Genomic DNA, 23,427 nt, shown 5'->3' on the forward strand with positions numbered 1-23,427 from the left:
CTACTGTGTTTTTAGTTTTGATATATATTTATCTAGTTTATATATAGAGTTTTGGAAGGTATATTCTAGAAAAATTAGTAAAATTTCTATATATATATGGTTATTTTTTTGTTCTATTGTCGATAGTAGCGAGTAAAAATTTTCAACATATATAAATTTGGATAGTTAGTAATTTTGTACATTGAAAATTAATATTGAGAGAGGATGAGGTTTTTGAATATCTGTATTTTTAATGAAAGTTTTGGCATGGGAGGACTTGAAAGGGTATCTAGTGTAATTGGCAAAGGATTAATTAATCATAACGTACTATATTACTCTATGTTTGATGATAAAAATTACTATGAAATAGATAATGAAATAATTACCTTGAATGCAAATATTAAAGTAAACAAGTACCTAAACCATAAAAATTATATAAGAAAGGTGCTGCAAGGAATTAGTGTAGATTTTTCACCTGCGTGGTACCACAGGGATAGAATAAAAAAATTTATTAATTGGGTAGAAATAAATGAAATTGATGCTGTTATTGCGTCTGGCCCTTTTCTTATCGCTATGATTCCTTACTTAGAAAAGTATACCAATGCTCGATATATCGCATGGATACATAATAACTTTCAAACGTATATGAATAAGTATACAAAAGGATATAAAAAATATTTTATAAATGGTTTGAAAGAAGCAGATGAAGTTGTTGTTTTAACTAACGAAGATTTAAACAATTATCGTCAATTCAATGAAAATATAAATTTGATTTATAATCCATTGACAATTACAAATACTCAAAAATCGACTTTATTAAATAAAAATATTTCCTTTACTGCGAGGATTGCCTACGAACATAAAGGAATCGACTATCTTATTCAAGTGGCAAAAAGACTTCCAAATGATTGGACGATATCCGTTGCAGGACAAGGTAATGAAGAAGAAAAACTTAGAGAAGAAATTAGAGAAAATAACATTGAAGATAAATTGATTTTGCTAGGAGCATTGAATGATAAAGGATTAAGAAAACATTATTTAAATTCTTCAATCTATTTAATGACGAGTAGATGGGAAGGGTTTGGACTAGTTCTTGTAGAAGCCATGGATTTTGGCTTACCAATTATAGCCTTTTCACAAACTGGATCAGATGAAGTGCTTGCAAATGGTAAATATGGAGTTTTGGTAGAGAATGGTAATGTGAGCGAGCTTACTAACCAATTAACCTTGCTAATAAATGATGTTGAAAAAAGGAAGCAATATCAAAAATTATCATTAGAAAGAGTTGAAGACTTCCAGTTAAAAAATATCATTACTAAGTGGAATGAAGTGCTGTTAAAGATCGAGCGCTAAATTATAATAAAGGAATTGGTGGGTAATGTGAATCATTTGAAGGTAGGATTCTTATTTACAGGAATAGCTAAGTTTAGTAATGTAATCATTAATTTAATAGTTAATGCAATATTGTCACGGATTTTAACTCCAGAAGAATATGGAGTTGTTTCAATTGTACAAGTATTTATTATATTTTTTCAATTATTTGTGGAAGCAGGCATGGGGCCTGCAATTATCCAAAATAAAAAGCTTACCGATAAGGATAATAGTATATTATTTAATTTTTCCCTAATAGTTGCTTTCAGCTTAGCCATATTATATGGACTTTTTGGTTATATTTTATCCTATGTATACAGCAATCGCATTTATATTTCTTTATCATGGTTGCAAACTTTCTCAATATTTTTCAATGGATTAAATGTTGTTCCTACAGCGATACTGAATAAAAATAAAAAATTTAAAGAAGTGAACTTTAATTTTATAATCGCAAATATCTTTAGCGGTTTAGGAGGAGTTCTATCTGCTTTAGCTGGGCTAGGTGTATATTCATTAATTATTGCCTCAATCATACTCACTCTTATATCATTTATTTTGAATTTTAGGAAATCAAGTATCCGACTAGTTAAAGAATGGGACAGGAGAGTATTACAGAGTATATTAGGTTTCTCGATAAATCAATTTAGTTTTAATTTTATCAATTATTTTTCTCGGAATGCGGATAATATCTTAATAGGGAAATTTATCGGGCCGGCTGCTTTAGGTAATTATAATAAGGCTTATCAACTATTGATGATGCCGAACAATATCTTATTAGGAATTATAAATCCTGTTCTTCAACCAGTATTGTCAGATTACCAAAATGACGTATTACTTATTCGGGAAACTTACTTTAAAATATTAAGGTTACTAGCATTAGTTGGAGTATCAATATCAGTATTTTTATCAATATATAGCAAAGAAATTATATTGTTTTTATTTGGAAATCAGTGGGGTGCTGCGGTCTTTCCTTTCCAAGTATTGGCAACAACGGTTTGGGTTCAAATGACCCTATCATCAACTGGGGCAATTTTCCAAGCAAGAAATAAGACTAAAGAGTTATTAACTACAGGTATTTATTCAGCAATTATTCTAGTTAGCAGTATCATTGTTGGAATAATAATTGGTAATATAAATAGTGTTGCCATTTCTTTGACAATAGGCTTTTACATTAATTATTTTATGAATTTTAGTAGGGTAATGAAATTAACTTTGAATTCTAATATATTCGAGATGCTTAAAGAATTCAAAAATCCATTTATCATTGGTTTAATAGAGTTGGTTGTTATGAAAATCGTTTATCAAATGGTTTCTGGAATAAATAGTATATTTGTTATTTTATTGATATCTGGATTAATATTTGGTGTTGTATTTTTAGTATTCTCATATTTATTGGGTGAGATTGACCTATTAAAGAGTAATTTTGGAAATTTAGAGGAATAAATATTAATAAAACAAAAACAACATTTATAAAAGAATGGCTCTTCGTCAAATAGGAATGATGAGTAATATCTGCCAGGTAATCATTAGATTGCCTGGCTTTTTTATATACTCTTTTCCATTATTCATTATGGGTAATAGTTAACTATTGTATACAATCCGCCCATAGGCTGCTTGTATAGTAGGAGTTCATTTAAATAGAGTCTGTTTGTCAGTAATAACTTTTTCTAAATTTCTGAAAGTTCTGATAGTCATAAGCAATACGTTAAGTACCTTAATTTTATTGTTAAATCCTTCTATACGCCCATCCGTTAAATGCTTATATTTGAAGGTGGTACCAATAAGCGTTGTAATTTAATAAATGTACGTAACACTCATTTAAGTACACTCAGTGTTAAGGGTAGCTTAGCGTGTTCAAGCTGTGTTATGAACGGATCAGAATTGTTTTTGTAAGTGGTTTTCTTAAATTATGCACAATAATATAGCGCGCTTTTCACATCAGGCTGTTATCTAATAATTATTCGATAATATCACCGGCTTTAGTGAGCCAAACAAATACCTTGAAAGGCTCATAGTGCCTTGCACTTAGATTTTCTCTACGGTCCAAAAAGGCGATCCTACTGATGAAAAGAAGGGTAATAGGTGTTTTAGATCTTCTGAAGTTATATTCATCTTCCTTAGTTCTTAAACTGGAACTTTCATACATACTCCTAGCTTTCCAAGAAAACATAATTGTTCTGATTAAATTGCGTATAGATTATAAAAATGAGTATATGACAAGTGATTTTGTATAAATATGAAAAAACCTTTCTTTCTATTTATATCTAGGACTATAATGTAAGGGTATACAAAGATTAGCTAGCAATAAAAATGGATTAAGAAACACAATGTGATATATAATTGCCATCAAATTTGTATCTTTATATTCTAAACTGAGGGAGGATTTCTAAATAAAATATGTAATCTCGTTTTGCCAATGTTTGTGAGAATAACTTTTTTTTTTCAAATATCCGTTTTACATTCACGGTTATGAAGAGAAAAAGCGCAAAAGTATGTTGTTGTTATTTTGTATTTTTAGTCAGTATACATTTTATGGGATGTTGTTTTAATATATGTTGAAATACAGAACATGATTGTGCATTTATTGATATGAAGATTACTAACAGTCGGTGAGTGGCATTTATTTTTATAAGGAAATTGTGGTGGATAAAATGGATAAAGTAGCGATTATCGGTGCAACGAACGCGATTGGCCGTCAGGCGGTAGAGCAATTTTCTATGGCGGGCTATGAAGCCCTAACTGCACATTATGAAGATGTTGAAGTTCCAAACTTACCTGGTGTGGAATATATTTTTATTCAACCGGGCGATACGACGATTGTTGAAGATATCTTAGAGCAAGCGCGGATTGTGATATTACCAGTAATTACAGAAATTTGTGATAGTCCAAAACTTGTCAATTATGAAGAACGGTTATTAAACATTATTGATATCTGTGAAGACCTGCCAATTGATGAATTTTGCTATATAATAGTGAGTGCTGAGCATCCAGATGAGCTTGATTTTGAAATGAAGCAAGTACAAAAACGTTTAAAAGCATATATCGAGAACGCTGACTTAAATTAACAGCCAATCGATATGTTTAAATTTGAAGATCAATTTACTGAAATCATTCAAAGGGATGTTGCTTCACTTGCAAGGAAACGCAATAATACGATTATATTTGATTTTTGAAAATGACGCCTTTCTTTTCATTCGATGATTTCCATGTGGTAAGATAAGAGAAAAGGAAAATGCTTATCAAAATGGGGAATGTAGATGAAAGGAAATAATCTTGTTCGACTTGCGGGTTTTTTTGCCGGCATGGGTATCGCTGTTGGTTTAGTGTGTATGATTACCATCAGTAACCTCATTGTAGATGAGGAACCGAAAGTTTCAGATATTATTGTTGTACCAGAAGGCGCTAGTGAGCGGGCCGGTGAAGCAGTTGAATTGCTTGAAGCAGGTTATTCACGGTCAGGAAAAATTATTGTAAGTCCACTAACCCAGTCAAACCGAGATTTTTACGTGGGGGCGGGTGCGCCAAGTGATGCCTTAATTAACGAAGGGAACGCTACGTCTACCTATACCAATGCGCGGAATACTTTGAAGATGATGCAAGAAATGGGTTATGATTCAGCCATTATTACTTCATCAGATTACCATATGCTGCGGACAAAAATGATTTACGAACGGCAAAATCGCCATTACGGGTTTGGCTTAACATACGTCGCTACCTATCATGATGTTGGCGGTGAGGAAGTGACTTGGTGGCAAGCCAATCGTGAAGCAGGATTTAAAGAAATTAAGAAATTTTGGGGCTACGTGTTCTTCTTATACCATTGGGTAGATGAAGACTAATAAGCTAGTCAAAAGTCATCCGGTTAGGGTGGCTTTTTTGACATTTCAAATGACTACAATATTAAAATGGTTTTGAATAACGTATTATGAATTTACTTTATGAATAGTTTAAATGAGATATGCGAAATGCTATATGATGACGTGAGATTTTGGGTAACTGAACAACTATTTATGTTTTCAGAGCAATGCCTAAAAAGAAAAAATCTGACAAGTAAACCGATCTTAAATTGCTATGCTTTATAACCTCTAACTTACTCATACTTATATCTCATTTCGGTTATGTTTGTGATTATGCTAAAATATAGTCATAAAATGAATAAAGGGGTTTAATGATGAAGTTAATTTCATGGAATATTGATTCTTTAAATGCAGCCTTAACTGGTGCGTCTCCGCGTGCAGAATTATCACGTGCAGTTTTAAAGATGATTCGTGAACATCAACCAGATGTGATTGCGATTCAAGAAACGAAACTATCGGCGAAGGGTCCTACGAAAAAGCACCTTGAGATATTAGAAGCAAATGTACCAGATTATGAGATTCAGTGGGTGTCTAGTATGGAGCCTGCCCGTAAAGGTTACGCTGGTACTATGTTCTTGTACAAGAAAGATTACTCGCCGGAAGTGACTGTCCCACAAATTGGGGCACCAACGACGATGGATTATGAAGGACGGATGATTACGTTAGAATTTCCTGATTTTTATGTAACCAATGTTTATACACCTAATGCGGGCTCTGCTCTGGCACGTTTAGAAGACCGTCAAGCTTGGGATGTGCAGTATGCAAACTATTTAGCGGACCTAGATACTAAGAAACCAGTGATCGCTTGTGGTGATTTTAATGTTGCCCATACGGAAATTGATTTGGCACACCCAAAAATAATCATTTTTCTGCTGGTTTCACTGATGAAGAACGTGCTGGTTTTACGAACTTGTTAAACCGCGGTTTCACAGATACCTTCCGTCTGATGCACGGTGACGTTGAAGGTGTGTACACTTGGTGGGCACAACGAGTGAAAACAAGTAAAATCAATAACTCAGGATGGCGCATTGATTATTGGTTGGTGAGTGATCGGATTGCAGACAAAGTGCAAAAATCTGAAATGCTAGACTCTGGCACGCGTCAAGACCATACACCAATTTTGTTAGAAATTGATATCTAGTCAGGGAAGATAATAAATCATAAGGCTGGGCTAATGGTAGCTCAGCTTTTTTAATTTACTGTTATCCTTGTACGGCGTTTGATCCTATTCCTTAATGCCTTTTTGAATTTTGCGTATCTTCTTTTGTGTGTTTTTGCCTGCGATTTTCTTTAATTTCTCTTGACCAAAAACATAGTAGAGAATATTGGCGAAAAGTTGGTACATACTATCTAGCTGGCCAAAGTCGACATATGCTTTAACGGGTTGATAGGCATACTCGCTGACCATAAATTGTTGATTGTCAAAAGTACGATTCTCAGCTGGGTCACTTAATTGTTGATGCTGAACGAAGTGGCTGAACTGACTATAAAAAGCCATTTGATTAAAGAATCGTAAGTGTTGTTGGCGAAAGGTGGCGTAAAAACCCATTTTTTCTCTTAAATATTTATTTTTTAGATTGATTCTATATTTGAAGTGGTCGTCTACTTCAATCCAGGTATCCTTCTTACACTGGGCGTCCGCATAGTAGACTTGGATATTATGCAAGGCCAGGATGTGATTGATTTCCTTTTCGTCATGAAAGCGTTGGAAGGCAAATTTTCCAAGGGTAATCGGTAACCGCTTATTACTATCCAGAATATCCGTGTGTGTTTGATTGAAATAAGTTGCCGGGAAGGCGTATTGGTCATGCCAAGCTTTCAAGAGTGTCATAGTGTCTAGGTGACTTATGCCAAAGGATTGGTCGGTGAAAAGAATAATTGTCTTAAAAGGTAGTTTGAATGCCGACACATTATAGAGGAGGGACATGTTTTGAAGCAGTTGATTGAAGTGACGGGGATTTCCAGTGATGGCTTTTTCGATGATTGTGTTGAGATGGTCTTGCCAATTGAATTTTTCTGGGACTGTTTCAAGTTTCCTGTTATACATGCGCATGTTTTACCACCTTTATACTTTTTGTTATCTTATTTATAACATTGTATTTATTTTTATGAAACCAAATAATTGCTAGGACTTGAAAATAGATCGATTTATATTAAATAAGTAATAATTTGACGGAAATTAGCCGTTTTGATTCAATGTTTTTATCTTTTAGGTGATAATTGCAATCAAAAATATTAGGCAATCAGCGTGGCGCGGGCTTGCCTTTTTCCGAGTATTAAACGTATTTTAAGTTACCTGCAGGTGATGAAAAGATACTTTAAGCTCGTTTAGGGGAGGAATTTGCGTTTATGTTTGATCAGTATCGGTATCCGGAGTTGTTGGACCAATATCATGGCGTGATTGTACATGTCTTGAATCGGTATCATGTGGATGTGTATAAGTCTTATTATGATGATGTATACCAGTTAGCTCAGATTGCTTTATATCAGGCGGCGGAGGAGTTTGATGGGGACCCGCTAAGTGACGCTGACCGTTACCGGTTTGTAGCTTATGTGAAGCGAGTGATGGCTTGGCGGGTTTTGGATGAGTTGCGCAAGCATACACGGTTGGGTGGTCAGGAGTTTTCAACAGCGGATGACTGGGTGTTTGAGGATGGTTTAGGTGAGGGGCCGACGATTGAGCTAACAGCTGATATTCAGCATTTCTTAGCAGAGGCGGCGAAAATATTAAAGCATCGTGATTTAGACTTTCTATACCAAGTGATTGACTGTCAGGGGAAGACCAAGTTATTACTTGAAATTTACCCGATTTCCCGTCAGGCGATTTACAATAAGAAACGTCATTTGATGGACAAACTACAATCTATTCGCCATTTATTGGTGGGTTAGGAGACAAGATGAAATCAACAACATTTAAAGAATATAAAGGCCTTTTAATTGCATTTGGCCATGGTAACGGAGATCCCGGGTGCATTAGCGGGCAATTTACCGAAGCCGACATGGTCCGAAAACTCAAACCCTACCTGCAAAGATGGGCAAACGAAGCTAATCTGAAAATTGCGTTTTATATGGACAATTTGTACCAACATGCCGCTGATATGAAAAAGTATGCTGATTGGATTGTTGTGGAAATACACATGGACGCGGCGGCCAAACCGCAACAGGGCGGCCATCTCATTATCCACCGCAACTATCAGCCAGATGCCATTGATGACAACTTAATAATGGTCATCAAAAACCATTTTGGCTTGGTCACTCGAAACGAGCTAGGACTGTCCAAACGGGATGATCTGTTGAATCTGAATAATGCCAGAAATTGGGGAATCAACTATCGTTTAATGGAATTATTTTTCTTGGCTGAAGCGACCGACCGGGGCTATTACCTGGAGAATCTTGACCTGATTAGTAAACACTTGATTGAAGCCGTCGTTGGCAAAGTGATTGCTGACGACAAGGTGTGTATTTGCACCAATTAACTAATTAATTAGAAAGCCGCAAGCATTGAAAAGTTGATGCTTGCGGCTTTTTGTGTGGACTCTTCGACTTTTAATGAGGCTAGCTTAATTTAAGCAAGAAACTTGAAATCATTTTATATGGATTTGAGTTTCTTTTTTGTCCGTTTTGTTTAAGATGATATATCTACATCGTTAAATAACCTAAAAATGAAAACTTCAGAGGGTTTTGGTTTCAAAAATGAGCAATTTTGCGTCACACAAGGGGCTGAACGTTCTTTATTTTTAAAAAAGGAACGTTCAGGGTGTTTTGCGTTTCATTTTTTCTCATAAATACACTCAAAAGCAGTTTAGGTTTCCAGTTTTCATCTATTTTAATCCGGATAAATACAATCTTGCAAAAATAGGCCAACCACAGCGATTAGATGCAACAAAACGGAACCTATTCATACAAATAGGTCCTATATTACAGGTTAGCGAGGAACCTATTCATATTGGTGAAGTGCGATGGCCAAGGTCAATCGCATGTCAAATGAGACTTTCAGATGTATTTAACCGTTCATAGTTTGTGAAATACATCATTATCAAAATTAGGTAAATAATGGGTGAAGACTAGGTGTAGTTGGTGAAGTTGTGGTAAAATATGAAATATTACAACGAATGAAGGAGTCACAAAATGGGTTTAGGTATCGGTATTTTAGATTTTGTCCCTCGCGACAAAAATACATCAGTGTTGGAGTCTTTTGAGCAATCAATTGCATTGGCCAAACTTGCTGATGAAAAGGGGTTTGACCGGTATTGGCTGACTGAACATCATTCCACGCCGGCCGTTTTATCTAGTACACCACAATTATTGTTGGCACGTTACGGCGCAGAAACAAGTCAAATTAAATTGGGTACGGGTGCTGTGGTGATGAATAACTCGACACCATATCAAATTGCTGAAAACTTCATGGTTTTAGAAGCAATGTATCCTGATCGTGTAGAAGCTGGGATTGGCCATTCTATGCCAAAAGAAGTGACGCGCCAAGAACATTTAGGCATGAAAATTAACCGTGGTCTTAACTATGAAAAGTCTTTAACGCAACTGGCTGGTCTGTTATATAATGACTTGTCAGTGGACGATGAAATGCACGGCCTACGTGTCATGCCTGCTTATTTTGGTGGGACGGTCCCACTTTTCACGATGATGGGTTCTAGACGCAATGCCAAATTCGTGGCACAACAAGGCTTGGGCATGGTGTTTGGTTTATTCTTCTCTGGAGACTTGGAAGAATGTATCGAAACCATCAAAATTTACCGGGAAAACTTTGTACCATCAAAAGGCTTGAAGGAACCAGCCGTTCAAATCGCTTTATATGCGGTTACGAGTAAAAAACGCAACTTGAAAGAGCCTTTAAACTACGCTTTAAATGACTGGATTGACGCCTTTTTGAATGATAAACGTGCCTATCTAGAATTGATGGATGTGGGTGAGGCGCGCGACTTCATTACGATGCATAGTGAAGTGATTGAAGAAGATCGCCATGCAGGCCGTAAAGTGTATGGCACACCAAAACAAGTTGAAATGCAATTGCGTCGCTTAAAAGAATTGACGAATACGGATGGCTTCTTGATTGCCAACCAGTTATCTGGTTTCGCTAATCGTCGTGCTCTGATTGAAATTTTGAGCGAAGTAAATATCAACGGTTAAAAATAAGTTGCAGCGAAAAGCACGGAAGCATATTCCGGCTTTTTCTTTGTCTCATGAAAACACCCAGTTTTTCCGGTAAAATAGGAGGAAATCATCAACGAAGGAGGGATGAAAATGGCACGAAGCTTACATGATCCAGTCACAGTACTCAAGGGTGTAGGGGGTAAGAAGGCTGAATTGCTAGACAAGGTCGGCATTAAAACAATTGAAGATTTGCTCTATCATTTTCCCTTCCGTTATGAAGATGTGTCTGTCAAATCGGCTAGTGAACTGGTTGATAATACCAAGGCATCGGTAAAGGGAATTGTGGCTACTGAACCTGTTGTCCAATATTTTGGTAAAAACCGCAATCGCTTAACCTTTAAGCTGGCTTTGGATTACGAGGTGATTCAAGTCATTTTCTTCAATCAACCCTATTTGAAGAAGAATATTGGGGCAAATCAAGAAATCGTCGTTTATGGTAAATATGAAGCAGCCAAGCAACAAATTGTGGGTATCAAGCTTTTTTCCAACCAGCAACATGTGGACGACAAGGATAAGGATTTTGAGGCGATTTATCACCTCACACAAGGTTTATCAACGAAGTATCTAACCGAGTTAATTCACCTGGGACTAGAAGCATATGAGGACTTGATTCCTGAAGTCTTACCTGAAGAACTCCAAGAACGCTATCACTTGGTCGACCATAAACGGGCCGTCCATCAGATGCATTTTCCAGATACCGAAGAGGATAACCGTCAAGCACGGCGTCAATTGAAATATCAGGAATTATTCTTATACGCCATGAAGTTACAATGGCAAAAATTACAAAAACGGCGCATTGCCAATGGGGCACAGATTCTATACGATAACCACCATTTGCGCGATTTCATCCAAACCATTCCTTTCGAATTAACGGATGGTCAAAAGGCCGTCGTCAATGAAATATGTGCTGATTTACGCCAACCCTTCCAGATGAACCGCCTCTTACAAGGAGATGTTGGTTCAGGGAAGACAGTTGTCGCCATGATTTGTTTTGTGGCTGCGATTGATGCGGGCTTCCAAGGTGCCTTGATGGTGCCCACAGAAATCCTGGCAGAACAGCATTACAAATCTATTTCCGAGTTCTTCGAGGGCACACCATATCGCGTGGCGCTCCTAACAGGGTCGACTAAAACCAAGGCGCGCCGGGAAATGCTTGCTGATTTAATTAACGGCGATATTGACCTCTTAATTGGGACGCACGCCTTAATTCAAGATGACGTCTTATTCGCTGATTTAGGTCTAGTCGTCATCGATGAGCAGCATCGTTTTGGTGTTAATCAGCGGTCTAAATTGGTGGCTAAGGGTGAACACGCAGCGCCAAATGTCCTATATATGACGGCAACACCGATTCCGCGTACGCTTGAAATCACGATTATGGGCGATATGGACGTATCCAAATTGAAGGAAATGCCTAAGGGTCGGATTCCGATTGAAACATCTTGGGTCCGTCATAATAAGCAAGACCAAGTCGATCAGCTCATGTGGCGCGAGGTCCGAAATGGCCGGCAAGTGTATATTATCTGTCCCTTAATTGGCGAGTCTGAAGCCCTTGAAGCGAAAAATGCGGAAGCCATCTATGAAACGTACGAGGCACAATTTGGTAGCCAGTTCAACGTTGGTTTACTACACGGGCAAATGTCTGCGGATGAGAAGGACAGTGTAATGGCCGCCTACAAAAATAACGACATTCAAATTTTAGTATCGACAACCGTTATCGAGGTTGGGGTGAACGTACCCAACGCGACCTTTATGGTGATTTTGGATGCAGACCGATTTGGTTTAGCGCAATTACACCAATTGCGGGGACGGGTTGGCCGTGGCCAATATGCATCTTATTGTGTCTTGGTTGCAGACCCTCGAACTGATAACGGCAAGAAGCGGATGCAGATTATGGTGGCGTCAACGGATGGTTTCTATTTGAGCCAACAAGACCTTGAATTGCGCGGTGCCGGGGATTACTTTGGTACACGACAATCGGGCTTACCTGAATTTAAGGTGGCTGATCCAGTTGAAGATGGTGTGATTTTAGAACTTGCTCGCGAAGATGCGATGCACTTCCTGCCGTATTTTGAAGGTAATCAAATCCAGTACCCTAATCTAGTTGATTGGTTGGCTGATCAGATGGGCAATATTCATGCCTAATGGTGGCAACTTGTCTTAGGTTCCAGTCGTCCTTTTCATAGGGCGAGGGGTCAAGGATTTGGTATGGGATATGGTATAATGAAGAAAATGAATGATAAAAGGAGACTGTGGCGTAGAGATGAGAATCGCGGTAGATGCTATGGGTGGCGACAATGCCCCTAAAGAAATCGTCTTGGGTAGTTTGCAAGCTGCTGAGGCGCGTAAGGATGTAACGATTGTGTTGTATGGTGACGAGGATGCGATTAAGGCCGTAATTGAAGGACCGACGCCTGAGAATGTGGAAATCGTGCATGCACCGGATAAGATTTTGTCCGAGGATGATCCTGTGAAGGCTGTTCGCTCGAAACGTGATTCGTCTATGGTGATGGCTGCGCGTGCCGTTCGTAATGGCGAAGCGGATGCGTTGATTTCTGCCGGTAATACGGGTGCTTTGCTAACGTCTGGGTTACTGGTTGTTGGCCGGATGAAGGGTGTGGAACGTCCTGCTTTGATGGCTGCTTTGCCGAATTTGAAGACGATGGGAGACCATGTACTACTAATTGACTGTGGTGCCAATGCGGAATCGAAAGCTTCATATTTAAATCAATATGCTGTGATGGCAAGTGCGTATGCGCGTGCTGTCTTGAAAAAAGCGAACCCAACTGTTGGTTTATTGAACAATGGGACGGAAGAAAACAAGGGTAATGATTTAAGTAAGGAAGCGCACGTTTTATTGAAGGTTAATGACCGCATCAACTTTGTGGGGAATGTAGAAGCGCGTGAAATCTTGAACGGGGCTGCGGATATCGTGGTTGCGGACGGCTTTACGGGTAATGCCGTCTTGAATCTATTGAAGGTACAGCCGGTTCATTAATGAAATTGATCAAGTCTTCTATTATGAATGGTGGCGTGACGTCTAAAGTTGGCGGTTTGCTATTGAAGAACACCTTGAAAGATATGGTCAATCAATTAGATTTAGACCAAGCTGGTGGTGGGATTTTATTTGGTGTGAAAGCACCTGTATTGAAAGCACACGGTTCTTCAAATGCAACAAGCGTTTATCATACAATTTTACAAGCGAAAACGATTGTAGATGCTGGTGTAATCGATGAATTAGCAGGTGCTTTTGAAGCAGAAGCAGCCTTAGCGAAAGCCAAAGCAGACGCTAAAGCTTAGTGGTTAGAAAGATGGTCATTTTTGCTTAAAATACATTGCATAAGATCAATTGATTTGTATATACAATAAAATAGCTAACCCCTTTAATTTATGCAATCAATACGTGTATAATATGAGGGTGATTAAAAGTAGATTTTTAGGAGGATTTTCATGGCAGAGGGAACAACTTTTGAACAAGTAGCAACATTAATCGTAGAACGTTTTGGTGTTGAAGAATCAAGCGTAACACCAGAAATGTCATTCACAACTGATTTAGGCGCAGATTCTTTAGACGTTGTCGAATTGGTAATGGAGTTAGAAGATAACTTTGGTATCCAAATTTCTGATGATGACGTAGAAGATATTACAACAGTAGCGGACATCGTCAAATATATCGATAGCCATAAATAACAGCGTGTGACAAAAGTGGTTCAGCTTTGGAACGTTGGAAGAAAATGAACAGTAAGCCCGCACTTTGGGATTGATGAATTTTTCTGAAACGCAGTCCAAAGCTCACCTTTGGAACACATTTTAACAGAGTGTGACTAGCACCGTTCAGCCCTCAACCAGTGGAAGAATAGCGCCCGAGATGACGATAGTCATCGCCAGCTAATCTGAAGTGGGCAGAGGGATGGTTCTAGGAACACATTTTAACAGAGTGCGACAGAAGTACTGATAGGCCTGGAACCGCTGTTGTCCCAGGCTATATTTTATTATAAGAAGTAAGTAGAAAAAGGAGGAAATAAAAATGGATTTAACAGGTGTGAAAGAACTTTTAGCGACAAATTTTGATTTACATATGCAAGATGAAACACATTATATCGAAGCTTTTACCCATTCTTCATTTGTAAATGAAAATCGGAATTTAGACTTAAAAGACAATGAACGTATCGAGTTCTTAGGCGATGCTGTCCTTGAATTAGTGGTTTCAAACTACTTGTACCGTAATTATCCTGAGATGGATGAAGGGAAAATGTCTTCATTACGAGCATTGATTGTCCGTGAAGAATCTTTATCTAAACGTGCGGTTGAATGCGGTTTTGACCAATTTGTTCGTCTTGGTAACGGTGAAGAAGCCAGCAATGGTCGTAAGCGTCCATCATTATTGTGTGATTTATTTGAATCTGTTCTAGGTGCGATTTATCTTGATCTTGGGTTAGATGCGATAGAACATTTTATGAGTCTAACCATTTATCCTAAGATCAAGAATGGCGAGTTTATGCGTCAAAGTGATGCGAAGACAGCCCTTCAAGAAGAATTACAAAAAGATGGTGCAATTCAATTAGCTTATGAATTGATTAAAGAAGAAGGACCTGCCCACGAAAAACGCTTTGAAGTCGCTGTTCGTCTATACGATGAAATCATCGGCCGTGGTGTTGGTCATTCTAAGAAATCGGCTGAACAAGCAGCTGCTGCCAACGCATTAGAAATGTTAAAAAAATAGCGTGCGACATGTGGCGTTAAGCCCACAACCGGTGGAAGAGGAGTGCAGTACCGCACGCAGTGTGGTGCAAGATCTTCTGAAGCGGGTAGTGGGTTGCCACATGGAACACGTTTAAATAGCGTGCGACATGTGGCGTTTTGGTATGTATGAAAAAAGATACATTTTTTTTCAACCGCTTGGTATTTATTTTGGTAAATTGTTTCGTTTTGCCTTGAAAAAGGGTACTATTTTGACAAATAGAATCACTAATTTTCTAGAAACGAAACAATTTCAATCAATAGTACCGCTATTTTTAGGAAAGGAAACTATATCCATAAATAGTTTCCCTTTATCTGAGTTGTAGGTACTTTTTCATGAAATAGTACCTTTTATCGACCTTTTTAGAATTGGATAAGGACAATTTTCAAAAACCGCCCCTGGGAACACATGTGCCACCAGGAGTTGGTGGGGGAAGAAGCTTATTCCCTTGATCAAGGTGACTGATATATGAAGTGATGCGGCGTAGATGATGCATGATATTTTTCAAAAGAACAAAAGAAGATGATGAGTAGAAAGGAATTAGCCTGTGTACCTTAAGACAGTTGAAATAGTCGGCTTTAAGAGTTTTGCTGACAAGACGACAATTGAATTTGACAATGGGTTTACGGCTATTGTTGGACCGAATGGATCGGGGAAGTCGAACATTACGGAGGCCATTAAGTGGGTTTTGGGGGAGCAATCTGCCAAGTCGCTACGTGGTGCCAAGATGTCCGATATTATTTTTGCGGGGGCGATTGACCGTCGCAAGGCCCAGTATGCCCAAGTGACGTTGACGTTTGATAATAAGGATCGTGCGCTGGATTTTGATGCGGATGAGTTGTCTTTGACGCGCCGTTATACAGCTGCCGGGGATTCGGAATATATGATTAATCGCCGTCCATGCCGTTTGCGTGACATCACTGAATTGATGATGGATACGGGTATTGGCCGGGATTCTTTTTCCATTATTTCGCAAGGTAAGGTGGAACAGATTTTCACGCAGAAGGCGGAGGACCGTCGCGGGATTTTTGAGGAAGCTGCCGGGGTTATGAAATATAAATCTCGTAAGCACGAGGCGGAGCGGAAGTTAAATCATACTGAGGAAAATTTGCATCGTATTTACGATATTTTGTCGGAAATTGCTGATCGAATTGAGCCTTTAGAAGAACAAAAGAACAAAGCTATTCATTACAAGGAGTCTAAGGCTGAGTTGTCTGAAATCGAGATTGCCTTAACTGCGGTTCAGATTGAAACCTTAAATGAACAGTGGCAGGTGGCCAAGAATGACCTGGCATCATATGCTAAGGATATCGCAGGGCGCCGTCAGACCCTGACTGAAACGCAAGAAGCCTTAACGAAATGGCGCGCGGAAGCGAATGATATGGACGACCAAGTCAATTTATTGCAAGAGCAGTATGTAGATTTGGTGAAAAAGGCTGAGCAAGTCCAAGCCAAAATTCAAGTCCACCATCAAGAAATTCTCTTTAAAGAGTCGAATCATGCCAACCAAGCGTCGACTTTGGACGACTTAAAGGCATCTGTTAAAGCTTTGCAGCAGGAGATTATCCAACTGACTGCCAAACAAACAGATATGCGTAAAGATATGGCTGTGAAGACAACGGACCGTGATGATTTGCTGACAGCGTATAAAGATTTTGCCCAAGATGCGGCGCCAGACAAGATCCAAGCCCGCCGTACGGCCTATATTGAGGCCCTACAAGCACAATCAGCCTTACAAAACGAAATGGCCCAACTTGAAAAAGATATGGCCAATGAAGCGGCAAACGCCGAAAAAGACCAAGCTGACCGCACGCTAATGACCCAAAAATTAGCGGATTATCGTGCGCAATTGACGCAACTAGCAGCCAACAAAGAGGCTTTGGCGACAAAAATTGAAGGTTTATTAGCATCCTATAAAGAACAACAGGCTGCTGTGAAAGCTAGTCAAGATGCAGCTTACCAAGCCAATCAAACGATGAATCAAGCCAATCAGGCTTTGATGCAAGCGAGTGCGCGCAAGGATTCATTAGAAGACTTAGAACGCGATCACGCTGGTTTCTACCAAGGTGTAAAGGTAGCCCTTGATCTCGGTAAGAAAATTCCAGGTGTCCATGGGGCCGTTGCGCAATTATTGCGGGTGCCGGATGCCTATACCGGTGCGGTTGAAACGGCTTTGGCTGGAGCCATGCAAAATATTGTGACAGAAGATGGGCTAGTGGCGAGTCAGTTAATTGGCGAATTGAAACGTCAACGCGCTGGTCGAGCAACCTTCCTACCCTTGAATGTCATTAAAGGGCGTTCAGTAGCAGCTGGCGATCTCGCTAAGATTCAAGGCATGCCTGGTTTTATTGGGGTAATGTCTGATTTAGTGGCCTTCGATGACCAATACCGTCAAATCATGCAAAATTTGATGGGGCACGTGATTGTGGCCGATCATTTGGACCACGCTCGGGCAATCTCTAAAACCCTATATAGTCGTTACCGCATTGTGACCCTGGAGTCAGATGTCATCAATGCCGGGGGTTCCATGACTGGTGGGGCAACCAAACATCAAAATAATAATGGGTTGTTATCTCGAAAAACAGATATCGACCGCTTAAATAAAGAAATTGCTAATTTGACCAAGACGGTTGAAGATTATCAGGCGAAAATGACGGCTGACCGGACTAAGGCAGAAGCGTTAGAAGCTGATTTGGCAACCATTAAAACACAAGGCGACGAAGCACGCTTTACTGAGCGCACCTTGGTTACCGAAATGGACCGCTTGAATGAGCAAATTACTGACCTGGAAAACAGCTTAGCGGCCGGTCAAGGTGCAGAGGCGCTTTTAGCAAAAGTCAAAGCATCTCATGAAAAAGAGTTGGCCAAATTACAAACTGATTTAGACCAGATCGACGGACAAGTCTTGCAATTGAAGACGACCATCGATGACATGAGCTTGTCAGCAAATGAAAAAGCAGCCAAACGCGACCAACTACAAAGTGATTTACAAGTAGCTGAAACAGCATTGGCTGTCCTGCAATCGCAATTTGATCAAGTTAGCCAAGATTTGACACGACGTCAAGCCGACTTGGCTGCTAAACAAGATCAGGTAGCGAAATTCGAAGCTGATTTGAAACTGATGGCGGAGGCTATCTTATCTAATTCTGAGACTTCTAATAGTTTGGAAGCAGATTACCAAGCAGCTGTGAAAGCGCAAAAAGACTGTGAAGCGCAATTGACGAACTTGAAAAAAGGCCGCAACAACGCCCAAAATAAGGCGGACGGACTAGATAAAGAAGTCAAAGAAATGAACAGTCACTTGCAATCCTTACTTGAAAAACAAGCCAAAGTAGAAGCAACGATTTCACGCTATGAGGTTTCAATCGATAATCACTTGACACATTTACGTGAAGAATATGGTCTGACGTTTGAACGGGCACGTGCCCAATCTGAATTAACCATGTCTATGGAAACAGCATCCTTAAAAGTGCGTGAATTGAAGAAAGAAATTGAACATATCGGACCGGTTAACCTGGCGGCAATCGAGGAATTTGAAGAAGTTAACGAGCGTTTTGTCTTCATGCAGAAACAACGTGACGATGTCTTAGCAGCCAAAGAAAAACTGTATCAATCGATTGAAGAAATGGATGCAGAGGTTTCAGAGCGCTTTGAACAAGCCTTTATTGCAATTCGTGATTCCTTTGAAGAGATTTTCCCTAAATTATTTGGTGGCGGTCGTGCGAGCTTGACCTTGACGGATCCGACTGACTTGCTGGCATCTGGGATTGAGATTGAGGCCCAACCACCTGGAAAGAGATTGCAACATCTTTCCTTATTATCTGGTGGAGAGAAAGCCTTGACTGCGATTGCCTTGTTGTTTGCGATTTTGGATGTAAAAACCGTACCGTTCTCGATTTTGGATGAGGTGGAAGCAGCCTTAGATGAGGCCAATGTGGCACGTTATGGACGCTTCTTACGTGAATTTGCGGATAAGACGCAATTTATCGTGATTACGCATCGTAAGGGGACAATGGAAGCAGCCAATATCTTGTATGGTGTGACGATGCAGGAATCTGGTGTATCCAAGTTGGCGGCTGTGCGATTAGAAGATTTCGATGAGAAAGCATTAGAAAAGGCTTAGTTTAGGCAAATCATGCCCCTTTTCCCATGAAGATATGGGACAATAGACGTAAGCAAAGAATACGAAAATGAAAATAGGGAAGTATGAGGGAATTATGATTGAGTTAATTGCAATTGATTTAGATGGTACGTTATTGAGTAAGGATAAAACGATTAGCCCAGCTAATATTGATATGATTCATAAGGCGATTCAAAATGGTGTGGATGTGGCGATTTGTACAGGTCGTCCGTTAGAAGCGATTCAACATATTTTGGATACTTTAGGCACAAATTCGTCCGACCACTATTCCATTACTTATAATGGTGGTTTGGTGTTAAAGAATGAATCTCGCGAAGTTGTGAGCCAAGTGACGATGTCAATGGGTCAAGCGCAATGTTTGTATGAGGCGATGCTTGCGGTTGATTTACCACTTGAAGCGGTCTTAATCGATGCGGTTTACCAATTCCCATTCCCTGAAGATTTTCCTGGGACTTATCAAGAAACCATGAATTTCTTGCCATTTAAACAGTTTGACATGACGAATTTGGATCCTGAAACAGCGATTTTTAAAGTCGTGATCAATACGGAAATTGCGCATTTAGAGAGCGCAATGACTAAATTACCTGAATGGGTATTCGAAGATTTTGAAGTGATGCGTAGTCATCCATACCAATTGGAAATCATGCCTAAGGGTGTGGATAAGGGTGTTGGGGTATCCCATTTGGCCCAAGTATTGGAATTAACTGCTGATCAAGTGATGGTTATTGGTGACGAAGAAAATGATTTGGCCATGTTAAAATGGGCGGGAACAGCCGTTGTCATGGAAAATGGCCGTCCGGATATCAAACAATACGCTGACTACATCACGTCAAGTAACGAAGAAGATGGCGTAGCAAAAGCAATTGACCATTTTGTATTTTACCAAGAAGACGAAAATTAAAATTAGAGTGTGACGAGAACCGTTCAGCCCTCAACCAGTGGAAGATTAGCGCCCGTGATGACGTAGTCAGCACAAGCTCATCTGAAGTGGGCAGAGGGTTGGTTCTAGGAGCACATTTTAATAGAGTGTGACAAGAACCGTTCTATAACGGTGCTGCCGTTTTCACAGTGAGAGCGGACACCAAGTGTTAGATATGATATGATACTAGAAAATAAGAATAGAGGGAGTGTGCTCGATGGGATTATTTGATCGTATTAAGAGAGCCTTCACCGGGGAAGATCCAGTTGTTGAAGAGCAACGAAAATCTGAGTCAGCAGAACCTAGCCAAGACCAGATTGTATTTGAAAAATATGATAAGGGTGTTGAAAAGACACGTCGTTCATTTTCAGACCGCATTAATGAATTGTTCGCTGGTTTCCGCCAAGTGGATGATGAATTTTTTGATGATTTAGAGGAAGCTTTTATTTCTTCTGATGTCGGCTTTGATATGACATTGGCACTATCTGATGCCGTTCGCGAGGAGGTTTTACTCCGCGGGGCTAGTTCAGGTGAACAAGTGAAGAATGTCATCATCGAAAAGATGGTGGAAATCTATGATAAGGGTGGCGAACCAAGTGTCGCTATCAACGAAAATCCAGATGGCCCAACAGTGATGCTATTTGTTGGGGTGAATGGTGTTGGGAAAACAACTACCATTGGGAAAATGGCTTACCAATTGAAACAACAAGGCCATAAAGTCTTGCTTGCTGCCGGTGATACTTTCCGTGCCGGTGCCATTGAACAATTAGAAGAATGGGCACGCCGAGTAGATGTGCCGATTATTACTGGTAAAGCCCACGGCGACCCAGCGTCTGTTGCCTTTGATGCAGCCAAAGAAGCGCGTGAGGGAAACTATGACTATGTCTTGGTGGATACAGCCGGACGTTTACAAAATAAAGTCAACTTGATGAATGAATTGGACAAGATGAAACGTATTTTAACACGTGAAATTCCAGGCGCACCGCATGAAACATTGTTGGTCTTGGATGCAACTACTGGACAAAATGCGCTTGTACAAGCCAAAGAATTCGACAAAACAGTTGATATCGATGGGATTGTCTTGACCAAATTGGATGGTACCGCTAAGGGTGGCGTGATTTTCGCCATTCGCTACGAAATGGATATTCCTGTTAAATTCATCGGTTTGGGTGAACAATTGGATGACTTACAAGTTTTCGATGCAGAGAAATTCATCTACCAATTAATCAAAGACGTAGTTGAAGTACATAGTTAATGCTATCTTTGTAAAAATGGGTTGGGACTTTTGGTTCCAGCCTTTTTTGTTGGACGGAGGGGTGATTCCCATATGGGATGCCATTCGAGACAAAAATGCGAAATCATCTCGAATAAGAATTCATTCGATAAAATCCAAATAACTTGTCCCGAATAGGATGCCATTCGAGACAAAAACGAGTACCCGTCTTGAATAAAATCTCATTTAGTAAAAATATGGCAAATCATATACAAGCACAGGGGCATCCAATAATAGGCATTTAAGGTTTAGTCGTGAGGTATTGATAATCGGTAGAGGCTTGGCACAAGCCTCATCATCTTTCAACAATAGTGGCTTGATCAATTGCTGTAGGCGTATTGTGGGCTAGTATCATTGAAAATATGCTACTATCTTCCCGACAATGTGACATTTTCGTTTTAACAGCTGGGTACTCTATAAGCTAATTTGCCTTATTTAATCTGTAGCCTACTTTTCACATCAAGAAAATTTTTAAATGATGTTATATATATAATTGCATGATGCCAAGTGTTGATATACTATTTAGGATAAAGAATGTGTTTATAGGCGCCAACGGTATGTGTGGCGCAAATATTGAGGAGGATGAGCTTTATGACTGAATTAAATGAAGATGAGCTTAAGAAAGCATCATTAGTTGAGGATGAAACGGTGACAACACCAGAGGATGAAGGGCAACAAGCGCAAGTTGTGGAGGACGAGGCTGTTATGCAAGATGTGCCGGGGACACATGTGGTGCTTGAGGCAGAGGCTGAAGATAATGGAACAGAAGCAGCGGATGACAAAGAATTTCACGCATTTTTCGATGAAGTGTTGAAGAAGATGCCTGTGAAAAGTGCGGGTGTGATTTTGGGCGCTTTGGACCAAACGAAGGCACAAGCTGAGAAGGTGCTTGGTACTAGCAAGGAACGCTACGAAGGAATTTTTGATGAATTTTTAGTAGGTGTGGATCCTGAGGTACGTAAGAAGTCCTATACCACTATCCATGCAGCGACGTTGACTGCGGCGATTATCGGCCTTTCGCCAATTCCGTTTTCAGATGCTATTTTATTGGTACCAGTGCAAACTGTTATGATGAGTCGTCTACATAAATTATTTGGCCGCTCATGGTCTGAATCAATTGGTTGGACGATTTCTAAGGAACTAGTTGTGGTTGGTTTTGGTCGTAGCATTGTGGGGAATCTAATCAAATTTATTCCTGGTGTTGGGACACTTGCTGGTGCTGCTATTAATGGTGTAGTCGCTAGTGGCATTACAGCTACGCTAGGTTGGGTTACGGTGAAAATGCTCAACGAAGGCGAAGATATTTTTGATAATGTCTTAACTTTCAAAGGTCAATTCAATTCGCTATATAAAACAATTCAAGCGTCCAACAAGAAAAATAAAGGTTAAATAAAAAAGGGGAAATGAAGTTTTTCGATAATTTCATTTCCTCTTTTTTTTGTTGGCTTTGAGTGAATGAGCGAAGATTGGAAAAAAATCCCAGCGTCTTTTTGTATTCCTAATATGTTTCAAGTCGGATTCATTTATTTAGGATAATACATGAAAAAATATTTTGGACAATTAACGAATATAAGTAAATAGATGAAAGCATTCAAAATGTGTCACTTATCGACTCAAATAAATGAAAAGCTTAGCTAAAGATTCTCTTATTTCATCTTAGAAATTAAGAAATTTGAAAAGAATTCATTTATATCATCAAATAAGTTAAACACAACGATTTAAAATTTTTTTAACATCCATTTGTGGGCATGCTTATGGTAGCGGACCACCTAAAATGGAAAGACTTGTGTACGCCTTTTACTTTGAAAAAATTCTTATAAATTTTGATTGAAATATATCATGGGAACAGGTTTAAGGACTGAAAGTGTAGTTCCTTAGCCGTGAAAGAGGATGAAATCGAGACCTTGGCTCGATTTCAAATTGAAAGACCTTGGCTTTCAATGGTCCCACGGCTCATAAGGAACGTACACTGTAAGGACG

Annotated in this window: 15 protein-coding genes and 2 pseudogenes; 16 read left to right on the plus strand and 1 reads right to left on the minus strand. The window is 39.4% G+C overall.

All coding sequences use genetic code 11. The annotated features are described in order from the left end of the window. Positions 1 to 213: 213 nt before the first annotated feature. The 5 genes and pseudogenes from B9P78_RS04280 (at position 214) to B9P78_RS04300 (ending at position 6,348) form a co-directional block, all read left to right on the plus strand. Positions 214 to 1,332 carry a glycosyltransferase gene (locus B9P78_RS04280; protein ID WP_158520573.1) on the plus strand — a complete coding sequence of 373 codons (1,119 nt, stop codon included), beginning with the start codon at positions 214 to 216 and terminating at the stop codon, positions 1,330 to 1,332. Between the two features lie 27 nt (positions 1,333 to 1,359). Continuing rightward, complete coding sequence (locus B9P78_RS04285) at positions 1,360 to 2,793, plus strand: lipopolysaccharide biosynthesis protein (protein WP_233487705.1); 1,434 nt, start codon at positions 1,360 to 1,362, stop codon at positions 2,791 to 2,793. Positions 2,794 to 4,001: 1,208 nt separating this feature from the next. After that, positions 4,002 to 4,415, plus strand: coding sequence for a hypothetical protein (locus B9P78_RS04290; RefSeq protein ID WP_094518295.1), 414 nt, complete (start codon positions 4,002 to 4,004; stop codon positions 4,413 to 4,415). 192 nt (positions 4,416 to 4,607) lie between these two features. Further along, the gene (locus B9P78_RS04295; protein ID WP_094518296.1) at positions 4,608 to 5,189 is read left to right on the plus strand and encodes a YdcF family protein; all 582 of its coding nucleotides are present in this window, start codon (positions 4,608 to 4,610) and stop codon (positions 5,187 to 5,189) included. Between the two features lie 332 nt (positions 5,190 to 5,521). After that, a pseudogene (locus B9P78_RS04300) lies at positions 5,522 to 6,348 on the plus strand (exodeoxyribonuclease III). Between the two features lie 84 nt (positions 6,349 to 6,432). Here the strand turns inward: B9P78_RS04300 and B9P78_RS04305 are convergent. Next, positions 6,433 to 7,260 carry a hypothetical protein gene (locus tag B9P78_RS04305; RefSeq protein WP_094518297.1) on the minus strand — a complete coding sequence of 276 codons (828 nt, stop codon included), beginning with the start codon at positions 7,258 to 7,260 and terminating at the stop codon, positions 6,433 to 6,435. Between the two features lie 296 nt (positions 7,261 to 7,556). Here B9P78_RS04305 and B9P78_RS04310 point away from each other — a divergent pair, with 296 nt between their 5' ends. From B9P78_RS04310 to B9P78_RS04365, 11 genes and pseudogenes are all read left to right on the plus strand, one after another. Beyond that, a complete protein-coding gene (locus B9P78_RS04310; RefSeq protein ID WP_094518298.1) occupies positions 7,557 to 8,096 on the plus strand; it encodes a sigma-70 family RNA polymerase sigma factor in 540 nt (179 codons plus the stop codon). Positions 8,097 to 8,104: 8 nt separating this feature from the next. Then, on the plus strand, positions 8,105 to 8,683 hold the full coding sequence (locus B9P78_RS04315; RefSeq protein ID WP_094518299.1) for an N-acetylmuramoyl-L-alanine amidase: 579 nt from the start codon (positions 8,105 to 8,107) through the stop codon (positions 8,681 to 8,683). Between the two features lie 652 nt (positions 8,684 to 9,335). Further along, the gene (locus B9P78_RS04320; protein WP_094518300.1) at positions 9,336 to 10,352 is read left to right on the plus strand and encodes an MsnO8 family LLM class oxidoreductase; all 1,017 of its coding nucleotides are present in this window, start codon (positions 9,336 to 9,338) and stop codon (positions 10,350 to 10,352) included. Between the two features lie 114 nt (positions 10,353 to 10,466). Then, the gene (gene recG, locus B9P78_RS04325) at positions 10,467 to 12,518 is read left to right on the plus strand and encodes an ATP-dependent DNA helicase RecG (protein ID WP_094518301.1); all 2,052 of its coding nucleotides are present in this window, start codon (positions 10,467 to 10,469) and stop codon (positions 12,516 to 12,518) included. A gap of 118 nt (positions 12,519 to 12,636) precedes the next feature. After that, positions 12,637 to 13,673 (plus strand): annotated as a pseudogene (gene plsX, locus B9P78_RS04330) (phosphate acyltransferase PlsX). Positions 13,674 to 13,823: 150 nt separating this feature from the next. Further along, positions 13,824 to 14,063: an acyl carrier protein gene (gene acpP / locus B9P78_RS04335; protein ID WP_094518302.1), complete on the plus strand. Its 240-nt coding sequence runs from the start codon at positions 13,824 to 13,826 to the stop codon at positions 14,061 to 14,063. A 337-nt stretch (positions 14,064 to 14,400) separates the two neighbouring features. Further along, positions 14,401 to 15,096 (plus strand): ribonuclease III, encoded by a 696-nt coding sequence (rnc, locus tag B9P78_RS04340; protein WP_094518303.1) that lies wholly within the window; start codon positions 14,401 to 14,403, stop codon positions 15,094 to 15,096. Between the two features lie 565 nt (positions 15,097 to 15,661). Continuing rightward, positions 15,662 to 19,237, plus strand: a complete 3,576-nt coding sequence (gene smc, locus B9P78_RS04350) for a chromosome segregation protein SMC (protein WP_094518305.1) — start codon at positions 15,662 to 15,664, stop codon at positions 19,235 to 19,237. 94 nt (positions 19,238 to 19,331) lie between these two features. Continuing rightward, a complete protein-coding gene (locus B9P78_RS04355) occupies positions 19,332 to 20,156 on the plus strand; it encodes a Cof-type HAD-IIB family hydrolase (protein ID WP_094518306.1) in 825 nt (274 codons plus the stop codon). A gap of 235 nt (positions 20,157 to 20,391) precedes the next feature. Next, the gene (ftsY, locus tag B9P78_RS04360) at positions 20,392 to 21,429 is read left to right on the plus strand and encodes a signal recognition particle-docking protein FtsY (protein ID WP_094518307.1); all 1,038 of its coding nucleotides are present in this window, start codon (positions 20,392 to 20,394) and stop codon (positions 21,427 to 21,429) included. A gap of 723 nt (positions 21,430 to 22,152) precedes the next feature. Beyond that, positions 22,153 to 22,836, plus strand: a complete 684-nt coding sequence (locus B9P78_RS04365; protein WP_094518310.1) for a YcjF family protein — start codon at positions 22,153 to 22,155, stop codon at positions 22,834 to 22,836. Positions 22,837 to 23,427: the final 591 nt, after the last annotated feature.

The sequence above is a fragment of the Aerococcus sp. 1KP-2016 genome (assembly GCF_002252085.1).
GTDB lineage: Bacteria > Bacillota > Bacilli > Lactobacillales > Aerococcaceae > Aerococcus.

Bases quoted from the DNA above. Each gene is read 5' to 3' on its own strand.
- B9P78_RS04305 (WP_094518297.1), bottom strand. From the start codon at position 7,260: ATGCGCATGTATAACAGGAAACTTGAAACAGTCCCAGAAAAATTCAAT.
- B9P78_RS04365 (WP_094518310.1), top strand. From the start codon at position 22,153: ATGCAAGATGTGCCGGGGACACATGTGGTGCTTGAGGCAGAGGCTGAA.
- acpP (WP_094518302.1), top strand. From the start codon at position 13,824: ATGGCAGAGGGAACAACTTTTGAACAAGTAGCAACATTAATCGTAGAA.
- B9P78_RS04355 (WP_094518306.1), top strand. From the start codon at position 19,332: ATGATTGAGTTAATTGCAATTGATTTAGATGGTACGTTATTGAGTAAG.
- B9P78_RS04310 (WP_094518298.1), top strand. From the start codon at position 7,557: ATGTTTGATCAGTATCGGTATCCGGAGTTGTTGGACCAATATCATGGC.
- B9P78_RS04315 (WP_094518299.1), top strand. From the start codon at position 8,105: ATGAAATCAACAACATTTAAAGAATATAAAGGCCTTTTAATTGCATTT.
- B9P78_RS04295 (WP_094518296.1), top strand. From the start codon at position 4,608: ATGAAAGGAAATAATCTTGTTCGACTTGCGGGTTTTTTTGCCGGCATG.
- B9P78_RS04320 (WP_094518300.1), top strand. From the start codon at position 9,336: ATGGGTTTAGGTATCGGTATTTTAGATTTTGTCCCTCGCGACAAAAAT.
- recG (WP_094518301.1), top strand. From the start codon at position 10,467: ATGGCACGAAGCTTACATGATCCAGTCACAGTACTCAAGGGTGTAGGG.
- rnc (WP_094518303.1), top strand. From the start codon at position 14,401: ATGGATTTAACAGGTGTGAAAGAACTTTTAGCGACAAATTTTGATTTA.
- B9P78_RS04290 (WP_094518295.1), top strand. From the start codon at position 4,002: ATGGATAAAGTAGCGATTATCGGTGCAACGAACGCGATTGGCCGTCAG.
- ftsY (WP_094518307.1), top strand. From the start codon at position 20,392: ATGGGATTATTTGATCGTATTAAGAGAGCCTTCACCGGGGAAGATCCA.